Origin of the sequence: Mycolicibacterium anyangense (assembly GCF_010731855.1) — a bacterium.
In the GTDB taxonomy this organism is placed as follows: Bacteria; Actinomycetota; Actinomycetes; order Mycobacteriales; family Mycobacteriaceae; genus Mycobacterium; species Mycobacterium anyangense.
The window spans coordinates 3,104,642-3,126,007 of record NZ_AP022620.1; the positions used below are offsets into that span (position 1 = coordinate 3,104,642).

At 67.7% G+C, this 21,366-nt stretch carries 18 protein-coding genes and 1 pseudogene; 5 read left to right on the forward strand and 14 right to left on the reverse strand.

Going from position 1 to position 21,366, the window contains the following annotated elements; all coding sequences use genetic code 11:
• Positions 1–86: 86 nt before the first annotated feature.
• Together sfnG and G6N35_RS14505 are read right to left on the reverse strand one after the other, a co-directional pair.
• Entirely contained in the window at positions 87–1,217 is a 1,131-nt protein-coding gene (gene sfnG, locus G6N35_RS14500) for a dimethylsulfone monooxygenase SfnG (protein ID WP_163804887.1), read from the reverse strand.
• 41 nt (positions 1,218–1,258) lie between these two features.
• Positions 1,259–2,179: a type IV toxin-antitoxin system AbiEi family antitoxin gene (locus tag G6N35_RS14505; RefSeq protein WP_179967360.1), complete on the reverse strand. Its 921-nt coding sequence runs from the start codon at positions 2,177–2,179 to the stop codon at positions 1,259–1,261.
• Between the two features lie 170 nt (positions 2,180–2,349).
• Between G6N35_RS14505 and G6N35_RS14510 the strand changes: the two genes are divergently transcribed.
• Positions 2,350–3,198, forward strand: a complete 849-nt coding sequence (locus G6N35_RS14510) for an LLM class F420-dependent oxidoreductase (RefSeq protein WP_163804888.1) — start codon at positions 2,350–2,352, stop codon at positions 3,196–3,198.
• On the opposite strand, the gene G6N35_RS14515 is transcribed toward G6N35_RS14510, so the two are convergent.
• From G6N35_RS14515 to sucC, 3 genes are all read right to left on the reverse strand, one after another.
• Positions 3,195–4,718, reverse strand: a complete 1,524-nt coding sequence (locus G6N35_RS14515; protein ID WP_163804889.1) for an acetyl-CoA acetyltransferase — start codon at positions 4,716–4,718, stop codon at positions 3,195–3,197. The two genes, G6N35_RS14510 and G6N35_RS14515, sit on opposite strands and share 4 nt — an antisense overlap.
• An 87-nt stretch (positions 4,719–4,805) precedes the next feature.
• A complete protein-coding gene (gene sucD / locus G6N35_RS14520) occupies positions 4,806–5,708 on the reverse strand; it encodes a succinate--CoA ligase subunit alpha (RefSeq protein WP_059016959.1) in 903 nt (300 codons plus the stop codon).
• Between the two features lie 12 nt (positions 5,709–5,720).
• Positions 5,721–6,884: an ADP-forming succinate--CoA ligase subunit beta gene (gene sucC, locus G6N35_RS14525; RefSeq protein ID WP_163804890.1), complete on the reverse strand. Its 1,164-nt coding sequence runs from the start codon at positions 6,882–6,884 to the stop codon at positions 5,721–5,723.
• 259 nt (positions 6,885–7,143) lie between these two features.
• Here sucC and G6N35_RS14530 point away from each other — a divergent pair, with 259 nt between their 5' ends.
• Positions 7,144–8,187, forward strand: coding sequence for a M23 family metallopeptidase (locus tag G6N35_RS14530; RefSeq protein WP_163804891.1), 1,044 nt, complete (start codon positions 7,144–7,146; stop codon positions 8,185–8,187).
• Between the two features lie 2 nt (positions 8,188–8,189).
• Positions 8,190–8,807 carry a hypothetical protein gene (locus G6N35_RS14535; RefSeq protein WP_163804892.1) on the forward strand — a complete coding sequence of 206 codons (618 nt, stop codon included), beginning with the start codon at positions 8,190–8,192 and terminating at the stop codon, positions 8,805–8,807.
• Here G6N35_RS14535 and pcrA read toward each other — a convergent pair.
• The gene (gene pcrA, locus G6N35_RS14540) at positions 8,804–11,140 is read right to left on the reverse strand and encodes a DNA helicase PcrA (protein ID WP_163804893.1); all 2,337 of its coding nucleotides are present in this window, start codon (positions 11,138–11,140) and stop codon (positions 8,804–8,806) included. The two genes, G6N35_RS14535 and pcrA, sit on opposite strands and share 4 nt — an antisense overlap.
• A gap of 236 nt (positions 11,141–11,376) precedes the next feature.
• On the opposite strand from pcrA, the pseudogene G6N35_RS14545 reads away from it, so the two are divergent.
• Positions 11,377–11,649: pseudogene (locus G6N35_RS14545) on the forward strand (chorismate mutase); the annotation flags it as partial.
• A 6-nt stretch (positions 11,650–11,655) separates the two neighbouring features.
• On the opposite strand, the gene G6N35_RS14550 reads toward G6N35_RS14545, so the two are convergent.
• Positions 11,656–11,814: a hypothetical protein gene (locus tag G6N35_RS14550; RefSeq protein WP_163804895.1), complete on the reverse strand. Its 159-nt coding sequence runs from the start codon at positions 11,812–11,814 to the stop codon at positions 11,656–11,658.
• A 56-nt stretch (positions 11,815–11,870) separates the two neighbouring features.
• Positions 11,871–13,328, reverse strand: a complete 1,458-nt coding sequence (locus tag G6N35_RS14555) for an NAD-dependent succinate-semialdehyde dehydrogenase (protein ID WP_163804896.1) — start codon at positions 13,326–13,328, stop codon at positions 11,871–11,873.
• A gap of 51 nt (positions 13,329–13,379) precedes the next feature.
• Between G6N35_RS14555 and pgi the strand changes: the two genes are divergently transcribed.
• Positions 13,380–15,029 (forward strand): glucose-6-phosphate isomerase, encoded by a 1,650-nt coding sequence (pgi, locus tag G6N35_RS14560; protein WP_163804897.1) that lies wholly within the window; start codon positions 13,380–13,382, stop codon positions 15,027–15,029.
• A gap of 13 nt (positions 15,030–15,042) precedes the next feature.
• On the opposite strand, the gene G6N35_RS14565 is transcribed toward pgi, so the two are convergent.
• Genes G6N35_RS14565 through G6N35_RS14590 form a run of 6 tightly spaced genes read right to left on the reverse strand, consistent with a single transcriptional unit; the run spans position 15,043 to position 21,346 of the window.
• Positions 15,043–15,792, reverse strand: coding sequence for an SDR family oxidoreductase (locus G6N35_RS14565; protein ID WP_163804898.1), 750 nt, complete (start codon positions 15,790–15,792; stop codon positions 15,043–15,045).
• Positions 15,793–15,824: 32 nt separating this feature from the next.
• Positions 15,825–16,688, reverse strand: coding sequence for an Fpg/Nei family DNA glycosylase (locus G6N35_RS14570; RefSeq protein ID WP_163804899.1), 864 nt, complete (start codon positions 16,686–16,688; stop codon positions 15,825–15,827).
• Positions 16,689–16,701: 13 nt separating this feature from the next.
• A complete protein-coding gene (locus G6N35_RS14575) occupies positions 16,702–17,094 on the reverse strand; it encodes a phage holin family protein (protein ID WP_163804900.1) in 393 nt (130 codons plus the stop codon).
• Positions 17,095–17,123: 29 nt separating this feature from the next.
• Entirely contained in the window at positions 17,124–17,858 is a 735-nt protein-coding gene (gene cobF / locus G6N35_RS14580) for a precorrin-6A synthase (deacetylating) (protein ID WP_163804901.1), read from the reverse strand.
• A gap of 9 nt (positions 17,859–17,867) precedes the next feature.
• Entirely contained in the window at positions 17,868–19,046 is a 1,179-nt protein-coding gene (locus G6N35_RS14585; RefSeq protein ID WP_163804902.1) for an MFS transporter, read from the reverse strand.
• Entirely contained in the window at positions 19,043–21,346 is a 2,304-nt protein-coding gene (locus G6N35_RS14590; RefSeq protein ID WP_163804903.1) for a heavy metal translocating P-type ATPase, read from the reverse strand. The genes G6N35_RS14585 and G6N35_RS14590 overlap by 4 nt, the downstream gene beginning before the upstream one ends.
• Positions 21,347–21,366 lie beyond the last annotated feature (20 nt).

Genomic DNA, 21,366 nt, shown 5'->3' on the forward strand with positions numbered 1-21,366 from the left:
CTCGACCATCAACGCTAGCGCACGGTGCCGCAGGGGCGGCGACCATCGGCGTGTCACACAGGCAGTTGACACACTGCCCACACGCCTCAGGCAGAAGCCAAGACCGGGGCCCCCACCGAATCGCTATCGGCTGCTTCGATTTCGCGGACCAGCGGCAGCACGCGGGCGCCGAAGTATTCGATCTCCTCCTGGAAGTGCAGGAAGCCACCGAGGATGAGGTCCACCCCGCGCTTGCGGTAGGCCGCGATGCGTTCGGCGATCTGCTCGGGTGTCCCGATGAGCTGGGTGCGGAACCCGTCGTTGTATTGGACCAGGTCTTCGAAGCTGGAATCGGCCCACATGCCGCGCTTGTCGGCGGTGGAGTTGCCGGCCTGTTGCACGGCCGAGCGGAAACCTTCCACGGCAGGCTTGTTGGCCTTGGCGATGATCTCGCGCAGCGTGTCCTTCGCTTCCTTCTCAGTATCCCTGGCGATGATGAAGCCGTTGAGCCCGACCTTGACCTCGCGGCCCGCCTCGCGGGCATGGTCGCGGACATCGACGACCTGCTCGGTGATGCCGTCGAAGTCCTTGCCGTTGGAGAAGTACCAGTCGGCGTAGTAGCCGCCGTTGCGCCGGGCCGCGGTGGAGTTGCCGCCCTGGAACAGCTCCGGGTTTGGCCGGTCGGCGGTGTTGAGCGGCTTGGGCTTGAGGGTGAAGTCGTGGATCCGGTAGAAGTCGCCGCGGAAATCGACGTTGTCCTCGGTCCAGATCTTGCGGATCACCTGAAGGAACTCCGCAGAGCGACGGTAGCGCTCGTCATGTTCGAGCCACGGCTCACCCAGATGGGTGAACTCGTCCTTGAACCAGCCGGAGACGACGTTGATCGCGAACCGGCCGCCGGACAGGTGGTCGGCGGTGGCGCCGAGCTTGGCCAGCACGGCCGGATGCCACAGACCCGGATGGACGGCGGCGATCACCTTGAGCCGCTGGGTCGCCAACAGCAGTGCCAGGCTGAAGCTGGTCGACTCGTGCTGGAACTCAGCGCCGTAGGACGCTTCGTAGCGCACCTGGCTCAGCGCGTACTCGAAGCCGTTGTTCTCCGCGGTCTGCGCCAGCTTTGCGTTGTACGCGTAGTTCCAGTCGGTGCGCTGCTCGATGTCACTGGTCACCAACCCACCACTGACGTTGGGCACCCAGTAGGCGAACTTCACTTGGTCTGCAATGCGTTCGGTTGTCACGGGGAAACATGCTCGCCAGCGCGCCTGAGCACGTCACCCTTTTAACTCGCCGAGAGTTCAGTTCTTGTACGCGAAGCCCGAGAAGCGGCGTGAACAAGTGCGGTGTCGGCGGCACGGTACCCGCTGGCCGCCAGAGCGGTAAGCGCGCGTCTCACAATGTTTTCAGGTTGGTAGCGCAGGTGATTGGCGCTCACCCGGACCATGCGCCAACCAAGATCCGCGAAGAACTCCAGCCGATCGATGTCCCCGGCATGCTGTCCTGGGTCGGTCCAGTGCTGCGCGCCGTCGTACTCGACGCCGACTTTCCATTCCGGCCAACCCATATCGATACGCCTGACGATGCGGCCGGCTGCATTGCGGATTGGGATCTGTGTAACAGGTCGGGGCAGACCTGAGCTGATGAGCAACAGCCGCACCCTCGATTCCTGCGGCGATTCCGCTCCGCCGTCGGCGATGTCGAGGATGTGGCGCAGGCGTCTGATGTGGCGCGCACCGGGATTGCGTCGGGCGATCGTCGCGATATCGGCGACGGTGACACGGGTCGCGGCAAGTACCGCGTCGACGCGGATGAGCCCGAGGGTGAATGACGATCTGCGACCGAGGTCATAGGCGGTTCGGGCAGCAGTGGTACAGCTGATTCCCCGCACCCGGCACAGCTCATCGTCGCGAACAGCACCGCTGTGCACGACGATGCCAGGTGGTCTGCGGTACTGAGCACGCACCAGCTCGGCGGGACTGCGATCGGGCATCCAGCGCACACCCAGCAACGCCGCCGCGGACACCCCGGCCACCGTGGCCCGCCGGCCCGACCACATCCACGCCGCGACCGCCCGATCCGCGGCACTGAGGTCGGCGGGGTTCCGCACGTAGACGTTGCGGTGCAGTTTCGTATAGCCGCGGTTCAACTCACGACGAGTCATCCCAGCCGCGAGGGCTTCCGAGGCCATGATCAAATTCGCCACGCCGTCATGGTCGGCACCCTGTGCGTCGCGAGCCAGTCATGCCTGTGGACAACCCGCTCACACTGCACTTGTTGTACGCGAATCGCGAGAAGCGGCGCGAACAAGTGCGGTGTCGGCGAAATGAGACCCCGCCCTTGCCCCCGCTACTGGAACTCGTTCTAATCCTCGGCATGGACTACGGGCTCGTTCTGTTCACCAGCGACCGCGGGATCACCCCGGCGGCGGCCGCCAAACTCGCCGACGACCACGGCTTCCAGACGTTCTACGTTCCGGAGCACACCCACATCCCGGTGAAGCGGGAAGCAGCGCACCCCGGCACCGGTGACGAGACCCTGCCCGACGACCGCTACATGCGGACCCTGGACCCGTGGGTAAGCCTGGGCACCGCAGCCGCGGTGACCTCCCGGGTCAGGCTGTCCACCGCCGTGGCGCTGCCGGTCGAACACGATCCGATCACTCTGGCGAAATCGATTGCCACACTTGACCATTTGTCAGGTGGGCGGGTGAGTCTAGGGGTCGGCTTCGGCTGGAACACCGATGAACTGCTGGATCACCACGTGCCGCCGAACCGCCGGCGCACCGTGCTGCGCGAATACATCGAGGCCATGCGCGCCCTGTGGACCCAGGAAGAGGCCGCCTACGACGGCGAGTTCGTGAAGTTCGGCCCGAGCTGGGCGTGGCCCAAGCCGGTTCAGCCGCACATCCCGGTGTTGGTGGGCGCCGGCGGCACGGAGAACACCTTCAAGTGGATCTCCCGGCATGCCGACGGCTGGATCACCACACCACGCGACTTCGACATCGACGCCCCGGTCCAGCTGCTGCATGACACCTGGGCCGCCGCCGGCCGCGAGGGTGCCCCGCAGATCGTGGCGCTGGACTACAAGCCGGTGCCGGACAAGCTGGAGCACTGGCGCGAGATCGGAGTCACCGAGGTGTTGTTCGGGCTGCCGGACAAGCCCGCCGACGAGGTCGCCGCCTACGTCGAGCGGCTGGCCGGAAAGCTCGGCGCACTCACCTAGGCCAGAACGGCGCGGTTGTCCTTCTCGGCGGCCCGCACGGTGATGCGTGCGCCCAGCGGATCACCGTCGCTGAGCAGTCCGACCAGATCGGCGTCCTCGGTCAGCGCCAGGAACCGGCTGTCGTCGGCATCGAGCCGGCCCATGATGATCCCGGTGCGCACCGGCCAGTCGTAGCGCACCGTGTAGGTCTCGATGGTGGCCGGGCCGTCGGCCTTCTCGGTTACCGGCACCACCGGGCGGGCCGCGACCTCGCGACACAGCGCAGCACTGTTGTCCGGCTTCCAGTTCACCGGCGTCGTCGAGTACACCCCGACGGAATACTTGCTCATGATCCCGCCGTTGGCGGCAATGAGGCCGAAATCGCCTGGGCGGTCCCTCATTTCACTCACCGTCTCGGCGATCCCATGCAGCGAGTAGTTATTGCCGGGCCCACCGAAGTAGGGCAGGCCGCCAGTGAGGGTCAGCCCGCGCGAGTCATCGGTAGCCAATCCGGTGCCGTCACAGAAGTTGAAGACCGGCACCGGGAAGCAGCTGTAGAGATCGAAGGTGGAGATGTCGTCGATGCCGACCCCGGCCACGGCAAGGGCCTCGTTGATCGCCAGCACCGAGGCCGAGTTGTAATCGACCTGCACGCGGTCCAGCAGCGGCTGGTCCACCAGATCGGCATGCCCGTGCAGGTACACCCACCGCTCCTGCGGCACACCCAGCCGGCGTGCCGCCTCCACCGACATCAGCACCGCGGCCGCACCCATGTTGACCTGATCGCGCGCCACCAGCAGCCGCGGGTACGGGTCGCAGATCATCCGGTTGGACTCGGTCACGGTGATCAATTCCTCGGCGGTGCGCTCCACCGGCGCCGACGAAAATGGGTTCTTGGCAGCAACTTTGGTGAACGGGGCGAATAGTTCGCCCATGGCACGACGGTATTCGGCGACGCTCAGGCCGACCCGGCTGCGGCGGGCGTTCTCCAGCAGTCCGTACTGCGCGGGTGCGCCGATCAAGCCGTGCGCCACGGTGTAGTCGGTGAACAGGCCCTCGTAGCCGTAGCCGCGGTCTTCCAGCGAGCCCTCGACCGTCTCGGAGTGGTCCGGCTTGTCCCGGTCGGCGTAATACCGAAGGCTGGAAGTGTTTTCGGAGCCGAAGATCATGACGACCTCGGCCGCGCCCGACGCGATGACACCGGCGAACTCGGTGACCAGATGCTGCGGCCCCTGCCCGCCGAGCGGTTCCAGGACGGCACGCGCCGGTGCCGCGCCGATGCGGTTGGCCACCGACCGTGGATAGTTGTTGGACGCGCCCAGCAGGGTTGGCGTGCGTCCGGAGATCTCGAACTGCCGGATGCCCGCCACCGTGTCGATGGCCCGGGCCACCGCTGCGGCGTCGGCGCCGGTGTCGCGCAGGGCGGCCTGCGCCGCCGCGGTCGCGAGTTCGACCGAGGACAGCCCGCGGTAGCTGGACTCGCCGAGACGCTCGGTGAACTGACCGACGCCAACGATGACGGGGGTACGCGGATCGACCATAGTTCGACAGGCTAACCAGCGCCGCCACCATACGCAAAAGGCCCCCGCGACGCTTTGCGCGCGGGGGCCCTTGCGACTGCTCGCGAGTTACAGCGTCTCGAAGATCTCCCGGGCCAGCTTGGCGGTCTCCGACGGCGTCTTGCCGACCTTGACGCCTGCGGCCTCGAGGGCCTCCTTCTTGCCCTGCGCGGTTCCCGCACCGTCGGAAACGATGGCGCCGGCGTGACCCATGGTCTTGCCCTCGGGTGCGGTGAAGCCGGCCACGTAGCCGACGACGGGCTTGGTGACGTTGGCCTTGATATAGGCGCCCGCCTTCTCCTCCGCGTCGCCACCGATCTCGCCGATCATGACGATCAGCTTGGTCTCGGGGTCGTTCTCGAACGCCTCGATGGCGTCGATGTGCGTGGTGCCGATGACCGGGTCACCGCCGATGCCGATCGCGGTGGAGAACCCGAGATCGCGCAGCTCGTACATCATCTGGTAGGTCAGCGTGCCGGACTTCGACACCAGGCCGATCGGCCCCTTGCCGGTGATGTTGTTCGGCGTGATGCCGACCAGCGACTCACCGGGGGTGATGATGCCGGGACAGTTCGGGCCGATGATCCGGGTCTTCTGCCCCTTCTCGACGTTGTAGGCCCACGCATAAGCGGTGTCCTGCACCGGGATTCCCTCGGTGATGACGACCAGCAGCGGGATCTCGGCGTCGATGGCCTCGATGATGGCGTCCTTGGAGAAAGCCGGCGGCACGAAGGCGATCGACACGTCGGCGCCGGTCTCCTTGATGGCCTCGGCCACCGAAGCGAACACCGGGAGCTCGATGTCGTTGCCGTCCTTGTCCACATGCGAAACCGTGGTGCCGGCCTTGCGGGCGTTGACGCCGCCGACCACCTGGGTGCCGGCCTTGAGCATCAGCTTGGTGTGCTTGGTGCCCTCGCCACCGGTGATGCCCTGGACGATGACCTTGCTGTCCTTGTTCAGAAAAATCGACATTGATTGCGTCCCTTACTTGTTGGCCAGCTCGGCGGCCTTATCGGCGCCGGCGTCCATGGTCTCGGCCTGGATGACCAGGGGGTGGTTGGCTTCAGCCAGGATGCGGCGGCCCTCGTCGACGTTGTTGCCGTCCAGACGCACGACGAGCGGCTTGTTGGCCTCGTCGCCCAGGATCTGCAGCGCCTTGACGATGCCGTTGGCGACCGCGTCGCACGCGGTGATACCGCCGAACACGTTGACGAACACGCTCTTGACCTGGCTGTCACCCAGGATGACGTCCAGACCGGCGGCCATCACCTCGGCCGAGGCGCCACCGCCGATGTCCAGGAAGTTGGCCGGCTTCACATTGCCGTGCTTCTCACCGGCGTAGGCGACGACGTCCAGGGTCGACATGACCAGGCCCGCACCGTTGCCGATGATGCCGACCTCACCGTCGAGCTTGACGTAGTTGAGGTCGTTCTCCTTGGCCTTGAGCTCCAGCGGATCGGTGGCGTCGCGGTCCTCGAACTCGGCATGGCCCGGCTGGCGGAAGTCGGCGTTGGCGTCCAGGGTGACCTTGCCGTCCAGCGCCAGGATCTGGTCGTCGGGCGTGCGCACCAACGGGTTGACCTCCACGAGGGTGGCGTCCTCCTTGGTGAACACCTCCCACAGCTTCTGGATGGTCACGGCTGCGGCGTCGAGCACCTCGGCGGGCAAGTGGCCCTTCTCGGCGATCTCGCGCGCGAAGGCCAGGTCGACACCCTTGACGGCATCCACCGGCACCTTGGCCAGGCGCTCGGGCTTGGTGGCGGCGACCTCTTCGATCTCCATACCGCCCTCGACCGAGCACATGGCCAGGTAGGTGCGGTTGGAACGGTCGAGCAGGAAGGAGATGTAGTACTCCTCGGCGATATCGCTGGCCTCCGCGACCAGCAGCTTCTTCACGACGTGGCCCTTGATGTCCAGGCCGAGGATGTTCTTGGAATGGGTGTAGGCGTCGTCCGGGGTGGCGGCGTACTTCACGCCACCGGCCTTACCGCGGCCACCCACCTTGACCTGTGCCTTGACCATCACAGGCTTGCCGATCTCCTCGGCGATGGCTTTGGCGTCCTCCGGGGAGTCGGTGACCCGGCCCGGGGTGGTGGGAACGTTGTGCTTGGCGAATAGTTCCTTCGCCTGATACTCGAAGAGATCCATGTGCTCACTGTCTGGTCGGCGCTGACTATTTCTTGGGGGGGTGTTGCAGGGGGAAGTCGCTCCGGGGGGAACTGTATCCACACCGGCGAATAGCGCTAAGACCGCCTACCACTCATGTGGCACATCTCACCGACCCGGGTGAGTGATTCAACTCACAAATGACGAAGGAATAACGGCATCGGTTGAACCCGCATTGGAGATTGGTTAACGTCTGGGGGTCGAGATAACGCTTTGGTCACGGTAAGAGGGGCACGTAGTTTTGCGTCAGCATCGGTCGGACTCGGATCTCTTGGGAGATGATCGGACCGCACGCGCTGCGACCAGGGCTTTTGATCCGAACCGGGTCGACATCACCGACATCATCCCCTTCAACGAGTTCGGCGAGCTCCGCGATCTGATCGACGTAGACTCCTGCGAGCACTCCACCTTCGACACCGGGTCGCAGGTTGTGCACTCCCCTGAACTAGATGACATGCACGACGCCGACGATCTGAAACCGCTGCGCCTCGCGGTGCCCGCCGAGTTCGACGGCTCCGATGACATCGACCGCGCCGAGCAGCCGATGTTCGTCAACACCGAGATCACCGACATCCTGCCGCGCACACCGCAGCACCGCCGTCAGCCGACCAGCGCCGCCAAGGGTCGCGTGATGATCGCCGCGATGGCCGCCGGGGCCGCTGCCGCTGCCGCCTACACCGCGGTCAAGCCGGCCACCGAGACCACCACGGCGACCGTGCTGGCCGCGGACAAGACGCCCATCGAGGGGGCGCCCGCTTCACCGCGTGGCGTCCAGTTGATCGCGGTCACGCCCATTGCCGACGCGTCGGTGCACAGCGAGGAGCTCTCCAAGGGCGCGGCGTTCGCCCAGGAGCGGGCCGAACGTGAGGCCCGGCTGCAGCGTCCACTGTTCGTGCTACCCACCAAGGGTGTGTTCACCTCCGGCTTCGGCTACCGATGGGGTGCACTGCACGCCGGTATCGACCTGGCCGGCCCGATCGGCACCCCGATCTACGCCGCCGGTGACGGCGTGGTGGTCGACGCCGGGCCGACGGCCGGCTACGGCGCCTGGGTCAAGATCCGGCACTCCGACGGCACCGTGACCCTCTACGGCCACGTCAACACCTGGAACGTGCAGATCGGTCAGCGAGTGTTCGCCGGCGACCAGATCGCCACCATCGGCAACCGCGGCAATTCGACCGGCCCGCACCTGCACTTCTCGGTTCTGCAGAACGGCACCAACTTCATCGACCCGGTGCCGTGGCTGGCCGCGCGGGGTATCTCGCTCGGCCCGTACGTCGGCTGAGCGTGGCTCACCCGAACGACCCACGTTCGACCTCGCCGATCATCCGGCGACAGCCCTCCGGCCCCATTCCCCGGCCCGATGACACCCGCACCGGCATCATCAGGCGCGCCCCGACCGGCCCGATCCCGCCGTTGGCGCAGGACCGCACGGCACACGTCCCGCGGCCGCCCGTCGAGGAGGCACCGACCGGCCTGATCCGGCGCGCCGAGCCGGTGACCGTAGCGCCGCGGGTGACCCCCGTCGTCGACATCTCGACCGGCCGCACCGCCACCGCCGCGAGTGCGATGAGCATCGTCAGCGGCTGGGCCACGGCCGTGGTGGCCACCGATCTGATCACCGGATGGTGGCATACCGACCGATTGTTCTGTGTCGCAGTCGGTTTCCTGGCCCTGTTGTTCGCGGGCAGCACGATCTCCGGGGTGATCCTGCTGCTGCTGCGCCGATCAGTGGGCCGCTATCTGATCACCTTCGGCGCGGTGATCGCGCTGCTGACGTTCGGCAGTGTGTTCATCGCCGGGGCCCGGATCCCCTGGCCGGTGTACCTGATCCCGGTTCTGCCGTTGGTGAGTCTTGTTCTGGCGCTTCATTCTTCGACGAAGCGCTGGTGCCGCATCCGCTAGAGCTTGGTCACCGGGGCGTGGTTGTGCATCAGCTTGACCCGCCCGGCGCTGCCGAAGTCGATCAACGACATGGCCGACTCCCCCATCCCCGACACTTCTTCGACACGACCCAGGCCGTACTTGTCGTGGCTGACCCGGTCGCCCGGTTCCAGCACCAGCAGAGGGCGCTTGCCGCCACCGGCCGGTCGCATCGGCGAGGGCCGCGGCGTGCCGAACCGTCCGGCCCCGCTGACCGGTGCGCTGTAGGACGGCGCGGGATCGGTTCGCCGCCAGTCGAGGAGGTGCTCGGGAATCTCACGCAGGAAACGTGATTCGGGGTTCAGCATCGGCTGCCCCCACGACGAGCGGACCTTGGCCCGGGTGAGGTACAGACGCTGCCGGGCCCGGGTGATGCCGACGTAGGCCAGCCGGCGTTCCTCGGACAGCTCGGTCGGATCGCCCAGCGCCCGCATGTGCGGGAACATGCCGTCCTCCCATCCCGTCACGAACACCACGGGGAACTCCAGCCCCTTGGCGGTGTGCAGGGTCATCATCGTCACCACACCGGAGTCGTGCTCGGGCAGTTCGTCGGAGTCGGCGACCAACGACACCCGTTCCAGGAATTCCGCGAGCAACCCGGTCTGGGGCACGTCCTCGTCGGCCTCGGCGTCCTCGGCACCCTCGGCCAGCGCGGCGGCGTTGGCCCGGTCGGTGCTGAATTCGTGTGCGACGCTGACCAATTCGTTGAGGTTGTCCAACCTGGCCAGGTCCTGCGGGTCGCTGGAGGACTCCAACTCCCGGCGGTAACCGGTACGGTCGAGGACCGCCTCCACCAGGTCGCCGAGTTCGTCGTCGAGGCGGCCGCGCAACTCGTCGAGCAGGTTGACGAAACCGGCGATCGCCTTCTCCGAGCGGGTGTTGAGCATCGGCACCTTGCCCTGCGCGGCGGCGGCCAGCGCATCGGCGAAGGTGGCGCCGGTGTTCTCGGCGTAGACGGCAACGCACGCCTCGGCACGATCGCCGATACCGCGGCGCGGCGTGTTCAGGATGCGCCGCAGGCTCACCGCGTCACCGGGATTGTCGAGCACCCGCAGGTAGGCGACGATGTCGCGAATCTCCTTGCGCTCGTAGAACCGAACGCCGCCGACCACCTTGTAGGGGATGCCGGCGCGGATGAACACCTCTTCGAGTGCGCGCGAGGAGTTGTTGGTCCGGTAGAACACCGCGACGTCGTTGTAGCTGATCTGGTGGCGGTCGGCCAGGGCGTCGATCTCCCCTGCGACGAAGCGGGCTTCGTCGTGCTCGTTATCCGCGACGTAGCCGGTGATCAGTTCGCCCTCACCGGCATCGGTCCACAGCCGCTTCTCACGCCGGTTGGCGTTGCGGGAGATCACCGAGTTCGCGGCCGACAGGATGTTCTGGGTGGACCGGTAGTTCTGCTCGAGCAGGATCGTGGTGGCGTCCGGGAAGTCGCGCTCGAAGTCCTCGATATTGCGGATCGTGGCGCCACGGAAGGCGTAGATCGACTGGTCGGCATCGCCGACCACGCACAACTCGCTGGGCGGCACGGTGTCGGTGTCCGGCGCACCGACTCCGACCAACTCCCGGACCAGGACGTACTGGGCGTGGTTGGTGTCCTGGTACTCGTCGACCAGGATGTGCCGGAAGCGCCTGCGGTAGTACTGGGCGATCTGCGGGAAGGCCTGCAGCACCGCGACCGTCTCACCGATCAGGTCGTCGAAGTCCAGCGCGTTGGCCGCCCGCAGCCGTCGCTGGTACTCGCCGTACACACTGGCCACGGTGCGGGCCAGATCGTCGGTGTTGGCTTCAAGGGCGGCGACCGCGTCCTCAGGGCTGACCAGTTCGTTCTTCAGGTTGGAGATCCCGTTGGCCAGTAGCCGCGGCGAGTAGCGCTTGACGTCGAGGCCCATGTCCTTGCCGATCATCAGCAGCAGGCGGCGCGAGTCGTCGGCGTCGTAGATCGAGAAGTTGGAGTTCAGCCCGGGCAGCAGGGAGGCCTGATTGCGCAGGATCCGCACGCAGGTGGAGTGGAACGTCGACACCCACATGTTGCGGGCCCGGGGCCCCACCAGCGCGACCACCCGCTCCCGCATCTCGGCGGCAGCCTTGTTGGTGAACGTGATCGCCAGGACCTGACCGGGGCCGACGTCGCGGGCGGCCAGCAGATAGGCGATGCGGCGGGTGAGCACGGCGGTCTTGCCGGACCCGGCGCCGGCGACAATGAGCAGCGGGGAGCCTTCGTGCAGCACCGCCTGACGCTGCTGGGGATTGAGGCCGTCGAGAAGCTCGGCGGCGTCGGCGGGGGGTCTGAAGTCGGTCACGTGCACACTCATGTCTGACCCAACTTACCGCTGTACGGCGACAGTTTTTTGCACAAGAGCGGCGCGTGGTGGCACACTCATCTCGTGCTCACTGCACAGCAGCGCCGATTTTTCTACGGGTACCGGATCGCGGTACCCGTGGTGGCATAGCTGCTCGAACCCGAGAGCCCCGCGGTCCGCATCCGGATCCGGGGCTCATCTCTTGTGTGAGGTCCGGACCGCGATGAGACCGAAACACACACGAGGAGAACAGAGTCATGACCGTAGAAGCCGAGCAGATGTCTGATATCGACGCCTTGCGCCTGGAAATCGACCGCCTCGACGCCGAGATCCTGGCCGCGGTCAAACGCCGTGCCGAGGTCTCGCAGGAGATCGGGCGCACCCGGATGGCCTCCGGCGGCACCCGTCTGGTGCACAGCCGCGAGATGAAGGTCATCGAGCGCTACAGCGAGCTCGGTCCCGACGGCAAGGACCTGGCCATGCTGCTGCTGCGCATGGGCCGGGGCCGGCTCGGGCACTAGAGCCGCTCAGCAGCGCGTCAGGTCCCGATCGACGATCTTGTAGCGCCGGGTTCCCGCCGGTAACAGCTGGTCGAGGGCCAGCGCCAGCACGCCCATGGCACCGCCGATCTGGGCGACCACCAACTCGGGCAGGGCACGGCGCTCGGCAGCACTGATGGTCTTCATGGCCACGTGGTTACCCCACGCCCGCCTGCGCAAGCGTGGGATGCGCCACTGCTTGGTTACTTGGTCAGGGCGATGTACTTGGTGTCGAGGTATTCCTCGATGCCCTCGTAGCCGCCCTCACGGCCGAATCCGGACTCCTTGACCCCGCCGAACGGCGCTGCCGGATCGGAGATGACGCCACGGTTGACGCCGACCATGCCCGACTCCAGGGCCTCGGCCACCCGCAGCGCCCGGTCCAGCGACTCGGTGTAGATGTAGGACGCCAGACCGTACTCGGTGTTGTTGGCCGCCGCGATGCCCTCTTCCTCGGTGTCGAAGCCGATGATCGGGGCGACCGGCCCGAACACCTCTTCGGTGAGGATGCGGGCGTCGGCGGGAACGTCGGTGAGAACGGTGGCCGGGTAGAAGTTGCCCGGGCCGCCGGGGGCCTGCCCGCCGAGCGCCACGGTGGCACCCTTGTCCACCGCGTCGTCGACGAGCTCCTGCACCTTGGCCAGCTGCTTGGTGTTGACCAGCGGCCCCAGCTTGGAGCTCGGGTCCAGCCCGTTGCCGAGGGTGATCTCGCCCATCCGCTTGACGAACTTGTCGGTGAACTCCTCGATCACCGCGTTGGCGACGTGCAGCCGGTTGGCCGCGGTGCACGCCTCGCCGCCGTTGCGCATCTTGGCCAGCATCGCGCCCTCGACCGCGGCATCGACGTCGGCGTCGTCGAAGACCACGAACGGCGCGTTGCCACCGAGCTCCATCGAGGTGCGCAGCAACTTGTCCGCGGACTGAGCCACCAGCGCCTTGCCGACGCCGGTCGAGCCGGTGAAGGTGAGCTTGCGCAACCGGCCGTCGTCGATGAGCGCCTTGGTGACCTCGCCGGGCCTGCTGGTCGGCAGGATCGACAACACCCCCTTGGGCAGGCCGGCCTCGTCCATCAGCTTGGCGAGCAGCAGCATGGTCAGCGGCGTCTCCTGGGCGGGCTTGACGATCATCGTGCAGCCCGCGGCGAAGGCCGGGCCGATCTTGCGGGTGCCCATGGCCAACGGGAAGTTCCATGGGGTGATCGCGTAGCAGGGCCCGACGGGCTGCTTGGTGACGATGATCCGGCCGGTGCCGGCGGGCGACGGGGCGTAGCGCCCGCCGATGCGCACGGCTTCCTCGGCGAACCAGCGGAAGAACTCGGCTCCGTACTTGACCTCGCCGAGGCTCTCGGCGACGACCTTGCCCATCTCGAGAGTCATCAGGGTGGCCAAGTCGTCGGCCTTGGCGATGATGGTCTCGAACACCGAGCGCAGGATCTCACCGCGCTCGCGAGCCGGGGTTGCGGCCCACTGTGCCTGCACCGCGCAGGCGGCGTCGAGGGCGGCAATCGCGTCCGCTGCGTCCGCGTCGGCGACCGTGGTGATCAGCGTGTCATTGGACGGGTCGTGCACCTCGAACGTGGACGAACCCGGCCGCTCTTCGCCGCCGATCCACAACCCAGTCGGAACCGACGCCAACAGCCGTTCAATGTCTGGAGAGCTCATAGGCTCCATCATCCCCTTCCCCGGACACTTCTCCGCATTAGGGTTCTAGGAATGACCGCCGACATTTCCGCCACCCCGCAATGGGCCGCGCTGCGCCGCCATCACGACGAGATCGCCGGCAAACATCTTCGGGAATTGTTCACCGAAGATCCGGGCCGCGGACGCGAACTGACGATGACGGTCGGGGATCTGTACATCGACTACAGCAAGCATCGGGTGACCCGGGAAACGCTGGGTCTGCTGGTCGATCTGGCCCGCGCGGCCAAGCTCGAGGAGCGCCGCGACGCCATGCTCTCCGGGGCGCACATCAACACCTCCGAGGACCGTGCCGTGCTGCACACCGCGCTGCGACTGCCGCGCGACGCCGCCCTGGTGGTCGACGGCCAGGACGTGGTGGCCGACGTGCACGAGGTGCTCGACGCGATGGGTGCGTTCACCGACAAGCTGCGCAGCGGCGAGTGGACGGGCGCCACCGGCGAGCGGATCAAGACCGTGGTCAACATCGGGATCGGCGGCTCGGACCTGGGCCCGGTGATGGTCTACCAGGCGCTGCGCCACTACGCCGACGCCGGCATCTCGGCGCGGTTCGTCTCCAACGTCGACCCGGCCGACCTGGTGGCCAAACTCGACGGCTTGGACCCTGCCACAACGCTTTTCATCATCGCCTCCAAGACATTCACGACGCTTGAGACGCTGACCAACGCCACGGCCGCGCGGCGCTGGCTGGTTGAAGGACTCGGCGAGGACGCAGTGTCCAAGCACTTCGTCGCGGTGTCGACGAACGCCAAGCTGGTCGACGAGTTCGGCATCGACACCGCCAACATGTTCGGCTTCTGGGACTGGGTGGGCGGCCGCTACTCGGTGGACTCCGCGATCGGCCTGTCGGTGATGGCGGTCATCGGCAAGGAGGCGTTCGCCGACTTCCTGTCCGGATTCCACGTCGTGGACCGGCATTTCGCCACCGCGCCGCTGGAGCAGAACGCACCGGCGCTGCTGGGCCTGATCGGACTGTGGTATTCGGACTTCTTCGGCGCGGAAACCCGTGCCGTGCTGCCGTATTCGAATGACCTGTCGCGGTTCGCCGCCTACCTGCAGCAGCTGACGATGGAATCCAACGGCAAGTCGGTGCAGGCCGACGGGACACCGGTGACCACTTCGACGGGTGAGATCTTCTGGGGCGAGCCGGGGACCAACGGCCAGCACGCGTTTTACCAGTTGCTGCATCAGGGCACCCGGCTGGTGCCTGCCGATTTCATCGGGTTCTCCGAGCCCACCGACGATCTGCCGACCGCCGACGGCACCGGCAGCATGCACGACCTGCTGATGAGCAACTTCTTCGCCCAGACCCAGGTGCTGGCATTCGGCAAGACGGCGCAGGAGATCGCCGCCGAAGGGACTCCCGCGCAGGTGGTTCCGCACAAGGTGATGCCCGGCAACCGGCCGTCGACGTCCATCCTGGCCCGGCGGCTGACGCCGTCGGTGGTGGGCCAGCTGATCGCGCTCTACGAGCATCAGGTGTTCACCGAGGGCGTGGTCTGGGGTATCGACTCGTTCGACCAGTGGGGTGTCGAGCTGGGTAAGACGCAGGCCAAGGCCCTGCTGGGAGTGATCACCAGCGACGGGTCTCCGGCGGAGCAGACCGACAGTTCGACCGACGAACTGGTGCGCCGCTACCGCGAGGAGCGCGGCCGGGTTCGCTGAAGCGATTTGGGCGCTAGGCGAACGGCGTGGTGAACCGCGGGGGCAGCAGCTTGAGCAGTGCGACCAGCGGCACCCATGGCCAGCCTGGAACGATCGCGCGGCCGGTTTCGCGTTCGATGGCGGCGACGATCTTGCGCACCCCGGTCTCGTTGTCGACCATCAGCATGGTGCTGTTCGACTTGGCGGTCATCTCCGATTCGATGTAGCCCGGTTCGATGACGGTGACGGTGATGGGCCCCGACGCGTATTCACCGCGCAGCGATTCCCCCAGTGACGACACCCCGGCCTTCGACGCGGCATAGGCGGCCTTGACCCCGGGCAAGCCCTTGTTACCCAGCACGCTGGAGATCAGCACGAGATGGCCGGAACCGGAGGTGTGGAACATCTCCAGCGCCGTCTCGATCTGTACCAGCGCCGCAACCAGATTCGTTTCGATGGTGGCCTTGTTGGCCCGCAGATTCCCCGAACCCAGCGGTGCGCCCTTGCCGACGCCCGCGTTGACGATGACGCGGTCCAGGCCGCCGAGTTCACCGGCGAGTTCGGCGAACACTGTGGGTACCCGGTCGTGGTCGTTGACGTCCAGGGCAGCGACGGCGACGGTGATGTCCGGATGACGGGCGGTGAGTTCGGCCTTGAGCTCGTCGAGCCGGTCGACGCGCCGGGCGCACAGTGCGAGATCACGCCCCTTGGCGGCGAACTGGCGGGCCATGCCCGCGCCGAGACCGGAGCTCGCGCCGGTGATGAGGATCTTCTGGCGGGTCATGCCGGCAGCTTAACGACGCCGCTGGGGCGGGCTCACTTCAGCAGCCGGGACAACCGTCGGTCGGCCAGCACCTTGCCGCCCGTCTGACACGTCGGACAGTACTGAAAAGACTTGTCCGCGAACGACACTTCCCGCACCGTGTCGCCGCAGACCGGACAGGGCAGCCCGGTCCGGGCGTGTACCCGCAGCCCGGATCGCTTCTCCCCCTTCAGGGTGGCGGCCTGCTGCCCCACCGATCGCTGCACCGCATCGGTCAGCACCGTGATCATGGCGTCGTGCAACACCGACACCTGGGCCTCGGTGAGTTTGTTCGCGGTGGCGAACGGCGACAGCTTGGCCACATGCAGGATCTCGTCACTGTAGGCGTTGCCGATCCCGGCGATGACCTTCTGGTCGGTGATGACCGTCTTGATCCGGCCGGACTGGCTGGCCAGCAGCTGGGCGAGTTGGTCGGCCGTGACCTCCAGCGCGTCGGGCCCCAGCGTCGCGATGCCCGGCACGTCGGCCGGGTCGCGCACGATCCAGACCGCCAACCGCTTCTGGGTGCCGGCTTCGGTGAGGTCGAAACCCGGTGCTTCGCCGGGTGTTCCGAGATGCACCCGTAAGGCGATCGGTCCTTTGCCGGGCTTGAGCGGGGCGGCGGCCAGCTTGTCCGACCAGCGCAACCAGCCGGCCCGTGACAGGTGGGTGATCAGGTAGAGCTCACCGGCCTGCAGCCCGAGGTACTTTCCCCAGCGGTGTGCCCCGGTGACCTTATGACCGTGCAGCGCGGTGGGCGGCGGGTCGAAGGTCTTGAGCACCGACAGGGCGCCGACGTCGAGGCGGCCCACACTCGCACCGACCGCATGCCGGCGCAGATGGTCGGCGAGCGCCTCGACTTCCGGCAGTTCGGGCATTACTCCAGGCTAGCTAGACCCGGTCGGCAGTGCGCAGTGGCAGCGAGAACAGCCAGCCGACGATCGACAGAACGATGGCCGCCCAGACAGCGGTCCACCAGAACTGGTCGATCTGCAGGCCCCAGTGCGTGGTGTTCTCGGTGATCCAGGCGGTGATCCACAGCATCAGGGCGTTGATGACGATGTGGATCAGCCCCAGCGTGAGGATGTACAGCGGGATCGACACGAATTGCACGATCGGCTTGATGATCGCGTTGACGAAGCCGAAGATCACCGCGACGACGAGAACGATGCCGACCCGCTGCAGCGAGGTATCGCCGCCCACGAAGGTGATCCCCGGCACGATCAGCGTGACGACCCACAGCGCCAGGCCGGTGACGGCGGCGCGCAGGAGAAATGACCCCATGGTTGTGATCCTCCCATGGCAGTGCGTCGTCAGGGGCGCAGCAGATAGATGTCCATGATCCAGCCGTGCCGGGCGCGGGCGGCGGCGCGTACCTCGGCGATGTGTTCGCCGACCTCGCCGACGGTGCCGGCCACCAGGATCTCCTGCGGGGTGCCCAGGTAGGCGCCCCACCAGATCCGGGTCTGCGGCGGGCAGCCCAGGAACGAGCATTCCCCGTCGAGCATCACCACCGCCGAGCCACTCACCCCGCTGCCGCGCAGCTGGCGCCCCGTGGTGATGAGCACGGGTTCACCGACGTCGTTGAGCGGGATCCGGTGCCGGGCGGTGAGCGCCTGCACGGCGGTGATGCCGGGGATCACGTCGAAGCCGAACTCCACATGCTCGGCCACCTGCTCGAGGATGCGCAGCGTGCTGTCGTAGAGCGAGGCATCCCCCCACGCCAGGAACGCCCCGGTGCCGTCGGGCCCCAGTTCGGTCTCGATGGCCTTGGCCCACATCCGGGCGCGGGCGGTGTGCCAGTCGGCGACGGCCTGGGTGTAGTCGCCGTCGGCGGCGCGCTGGGGGTCGGGGAGTTCGACGAAGCGGTAGCCCGGCCGGGTGATGAAGCGGCGGCAGATCTCGCGGCGAAGTTCGACGAGGTCGCTCTTGGCCTGGCCCTTGTCCATGGCGAAGAACACCTCGGTGTCGTTGAGGGCGCGCACCGCCTGCGCCGTGACGTAGTCGGGATCGCCGGCGCCGATGCCGATGACGTGGATGCGCCGCATGACGGGAGCCTAACCAGTGCGTCGCACCAGCCATGGCACCAGGAGCAGCACCGCGAAGCAGCCGCCGACGATCCCGGACACCAGCAGCGGCAGCCTGCCGTCGGTTCCCCACAGCAGCCCGGCCCACACGCCCGCGGCCAGGATCGCCAGTCCGCTGGCGCCCTGGAACACCCCTTGGGCACTGGCCTGGCGGTCATCGGGCACCAACGACGACACCCACGCCTTGCCCACTCCGTCGGTGCACGCGGTGAACAGCCCGTAGGCGGCGATCAACAGCCAGGCCGCCAGGTGATCGGTGGTCAGCCCCAGACCGATGTAGCCGATGGCGAAGAACACCAGCCCGAAGCCGAACACCGCCGACCGGGGCACGCGGTCGGCCAGCACACCGGCGGGGAAGCTGCCGAGTGCGTAGACCAGGTTGTAGCCGACGTAGGCCAGGATCACCCCGACCACCCCGAAGCCGATCTCGTTGAGCCGCAACAACAACAACGCATCAGGGAAGTTGACGACGCCGAATCCCACCACCACCGCGGTCACCCGCCAGTAGCGGCTCGGCAGGTCACGCAGCCCGCGCAGGATCGGCTGGCGGGGCGGGCGCGGACCGGTGCGGCGCTGTTCACGCACCAGCGCGATGAGCAGAACCGACAGGACGGCGGGCACGATCGCCACGTACAGCAGCGGCGGGATCCGGTGATCCAGCAGCTCATAGCCGGCCAGCCCGATCAACGGACCGACCACCGCACCCAGGGTGTCCATGGTGCGGTGAAAGCCGAACACCTTGCCCCGCAACGACTTATCGATGCCCTCGACGAGAAGCGCGTCACGCGGCACCCCGCGGATGCCTTTGCCCAGCCGGTCGACCACTCGCCCGGCCATGACTCCGGGCCAGGCAGCGGCCACCGCGATGATCACCTTGCCGAGGGCGGCCATACCGTAGCCGGTGGCGATCAGCGGCCGCTTGGCGAACCGGTCACCCAGCGGCCCCACCGCGAGCTTGGTCATCGAGGCCGCCCCCTCGGCCGCACCCTCGATGGCACCCACCACCGAGGGGGGCGCCCCCAGTACGGTCGTCAAATAGATCGGCAGTAGTGGGTACAGCAGCTCACTGGCCGCATCCTGCAGGAAGGACACCGCCGAGAGCACCCTGACGTTGCGGGTCAGCCAGAGCCGCGAAAGACGTTGCGTCATAGGGTGTTCAAGAAAGCCGGGGCAAGCACGAAGAAGTTCTCCTCTTCCTGGACGAAGTGCAGACACAGCAAGGCGTACAACCCGTAGAGGCAGGCCAGCAGATCGTCGGTCTGTTCGGCTCGGAGCCCACCGTTCTCGTCGGCGACGTCGAGATGGGTGTGCACCCGCTGCGCCAGCCGATGGATCTCGGCGTGCATCCGGCTCATGGTCGCGGTGGCCTCGGCGCTGCCCAGCGGCCGGGCCAACTCCGGATAGAGCGCGCTGTCCTCGGCGTCTTCGTGCGGCAGCAGGGTCTGCTGCAGGAAGGTGTCGGCGGCGCGCAGTGAATCCAGCGCCGACGGGTCGCCCGCGCCGATCTGCTGGGCGGCGTCCCGCAGCACCGAGAGGTCGTCGCGCATGCGGTCGTGTTCGGCGGAGAACCGGGCCACCAACTGTTCGGCGTCGTGGCTCAGCGGCGGCGGCCCGGTGTGGTCGCCGCCCAGTGCGCGCAGCGCATTGAGGATCACGGCCAGGTCGATACCCTCCTGCAACAGTGCGCCGGCCGCGGGCGGCAGCCACCCGGCGGCGGCGAATCCCATGGCGACCAGCGACAGCCCCATCCCGACACCGGCGCTCTGCACCGCGATGCGCCGGGAGCGACGGGCGATCAGCTTGGCGTCGGCCAGCCGGTCCAGGCGGTCGGCGGTCAGCACGATATCGGCGGCTTCCGAACTGGCCGTGGACCCGCGGGCGCCCATCGCGACGCCGACGTCGGCGGCCGCCAGCGCGGGGGCGTCGTTGACGCCGTCGCCCACCATCGCGGTGACTGCCTTCTCCCGCTCGGCGCGCACCTTGGCCACCTTGTCGGCGGGGGTCTGCTGGGCGGCCACCTCGTCGAGACCCAGCACCGTCCCGATCTGGCGGGCCGGTGCCGGCCGGTCCCCGGTCAGCATCACCAGCCGCGTCATGCCGGCGGCCCGCAACCGCCGCAACGTACGGGGCGCATCAGGCCGCAGCGGATCTGTCAGCAGTATCGCGCCGGCCAGGTCGCCGTCGACACGGACCCAGGCCACCACCGCGGCGTCCAGCGATGCCCGCGAGAGCACCCCGGCCGCCCAATCCGGCAGCGCATCGTCGAGGTCCAGGTTGCCGACGGCGACGCGGCGGCCGTCGACCACCGCCGAAACTCCGGTTCCGGCCTGCTCGCTGACGTCGGTGGGCACCCGCAGCGGCACGCCTCGCAGGCGGGCTTCGGCGACGATGGCCGCGGCCAGGATGTGCGGCGAGAGCTGGTCGGCCGAGGCGGCCAGGCCCAGGACGGCATCGACGGTCCACCCCGGGGCTACCGCGACATCGGTACCCCTTGGCCGCCCGGTGGTCAGCGTTCCGGTCTTGTCGAGCACCAAAGTGCTTGCCCGGCCTAATGTTTCGAGTGCGCCACCGCCGCGGACCAGCACGCCGATACGCGAGGTGCGGGACAGTCCCGAGACGATGGCCACCGGCGCGGCGAGCAGCAGGGGGCACGGGGTGGCGACGACGAGCACCGCCACCGCACGCTGCGCCGTCCCGCTGAGCAGCCAGGCCAGGCCGGCCACCGCCAGCGCCGCCGGAACGAACCACCCGGCGAGCCGGTCGGCGATGCGCACCACCGGGGCCGACTCGGCGGCAGCCTGTTTGGCCAGTGCGACGATCCCGGCGTAGGTGCTGTCGGCTGCGGTGGCCGTGGCGCGCAGTTCCAGCCCGCCGCCGGCGTTGACCACGCCGCTGCGCACCGCCTCGTCCCGGTCCCGCCGGACGTGGGCGGCCTCACCGGTGAGCGCCGACTCGTCGAGCACCGCGGACTCCGAGAGCACCAGTCCGTCGACGGGCAGCACCTCGCCGGGACCGACGATCACGATGTCGTCGACCGCGATGACGTCCAGCCCGACCACCTCGACGTCGCCGCCCACACGGCGGCGAGCGGTGTGGGGAACCCGATCCAGAAGGGCGCGAAGGTCTTTGGTGGCCCGCCGCTCGGCGGCGGCATCGAGGGCTTGCCCCGTCGCGAGCATGACGCCGACCAGCGCGCCGGCCACGTACTCCCCCACCGCCAGAGCGCCGGCCAACGACAGCACCGCCAGGATGTCCACCCCGATACGGCCCGTGCGCAACGCGGCGATCACCCACCAGATCGCCGGTCCCAGGGCCACCACGGTGCCTGCGATCCAGCAGCCGTCGGCCACCGCGGTAGCCCCGAGCAGCCAGGCGATCCCGCCGGCGGCCAGCGCCGCGAGCGTGACCGCGAGTAGCGCCCAGCGCACCGCGTCCTTCACAGCTCTCATGATGCTCCTACCGGGCGTAG

Excerpts from the sequence above, each read along its gene's own strand:
- cobF (WP_163804901.1), bottom strand. The coding sequence starts at position 17,858 with ATGCGGCGCATCCACGTCATCGGCATCGGCGCCGGCGATCCCGACTAC.
- G6N35_RS14515 (WP_163804889.1), bottom strand. The coding sequence starts at position 4,718 with ATGGTCGATCCGCGTACCCCCGTCATCGTTGGCGTCGGTCAGTTCACC.
- G6N35_RS14590 (WP_163804903.1), bottom strand. The coding sequence starts at position 21,346 with ATGAGAGCTGTGAAGGACGCGGTGCGCTGGGCGCTACTCGCGGTCACG.
- G6N35_RS14550 (WP_163804895.1), bottom strand. The coding sequence starts at position 11,814 with ATGAAGACCATCAGTGCTGCCGAGCGCCGTGCCCTGCCCGAGTTGGTG.
- G6N35_RS14555 (WP_163804896.1), bottom strand. The coding sequence starts at position 13,328 with ATGAGCTCTCCAGACATTGAACGGCTGTTGGCGTCGGTTCCGACTGGG.
- G6N35_RS14575 (WP_163804900.1), bottom strand. The coding sequence starts at position 17,094 with ATGGGGTCATTTCTCCTGCGCGCCGCCGTCACCGGCCTGGCGCTGTGG.
- G6N35_RS14565 (WP_163804898.1), bottom strand. The coding sequence starts at position 15,792 with ATGACCCGCCAGAAGATCCTCATCACCGGCGCGAGCTCCGGTCTCGGC.
- G6N35_RS14510 (WP_163804888.1), top strand. The coding sequence starts at position 2,350 with ATGGACTACGGGCTCGTTCTGTTCACCAGCGACCGCGGGATCACCCCG.
- G6N35_RS14570 (WP_163804899.1), bottom strand. The coding sequence starts at position 16,688 with ATGCCCGAACTGCCGGAAGTCGAGGCGCTCGCCGACCATCTGCGCCGG.
- pgi (WP_163804897.1), top strand. The coding sequence starts at position 13,380 with ATGACCGCCGACATTTCCGCCACCCCGCAATGGGCCGCGCTGCGCCGC.
- sucC (WP_163804890.1), bottom strand. The coding sequence starts at position 6,884 with ATGGATCTCTTCGAGTATCAGGCGAAGGAACTATTCGCCAAGCACAAC.
- sucD (WP_059016959.1), bottom strand. The coding sequence starts at position 5,708 with ATGTCGATTTTTCTGAACAAGGACAGCAAGGTCATCGTCCAGGGCATC.
- G6N35_RS14585 (WP_163804902.1), bottom strand. The coding sequence starts at position 19,046 with ATGACGCAACGTCTTTCGCGGCTCTGGCTGACCCGCAACGTCAGGGTG.
- pcrA (WP_163804893.1), bottom strand. The coding sequence starts at position 11,140 with ATGAGTGTGCACGTGACCGACTTCAGACCCCCCGCCGACGCCGCCGAG.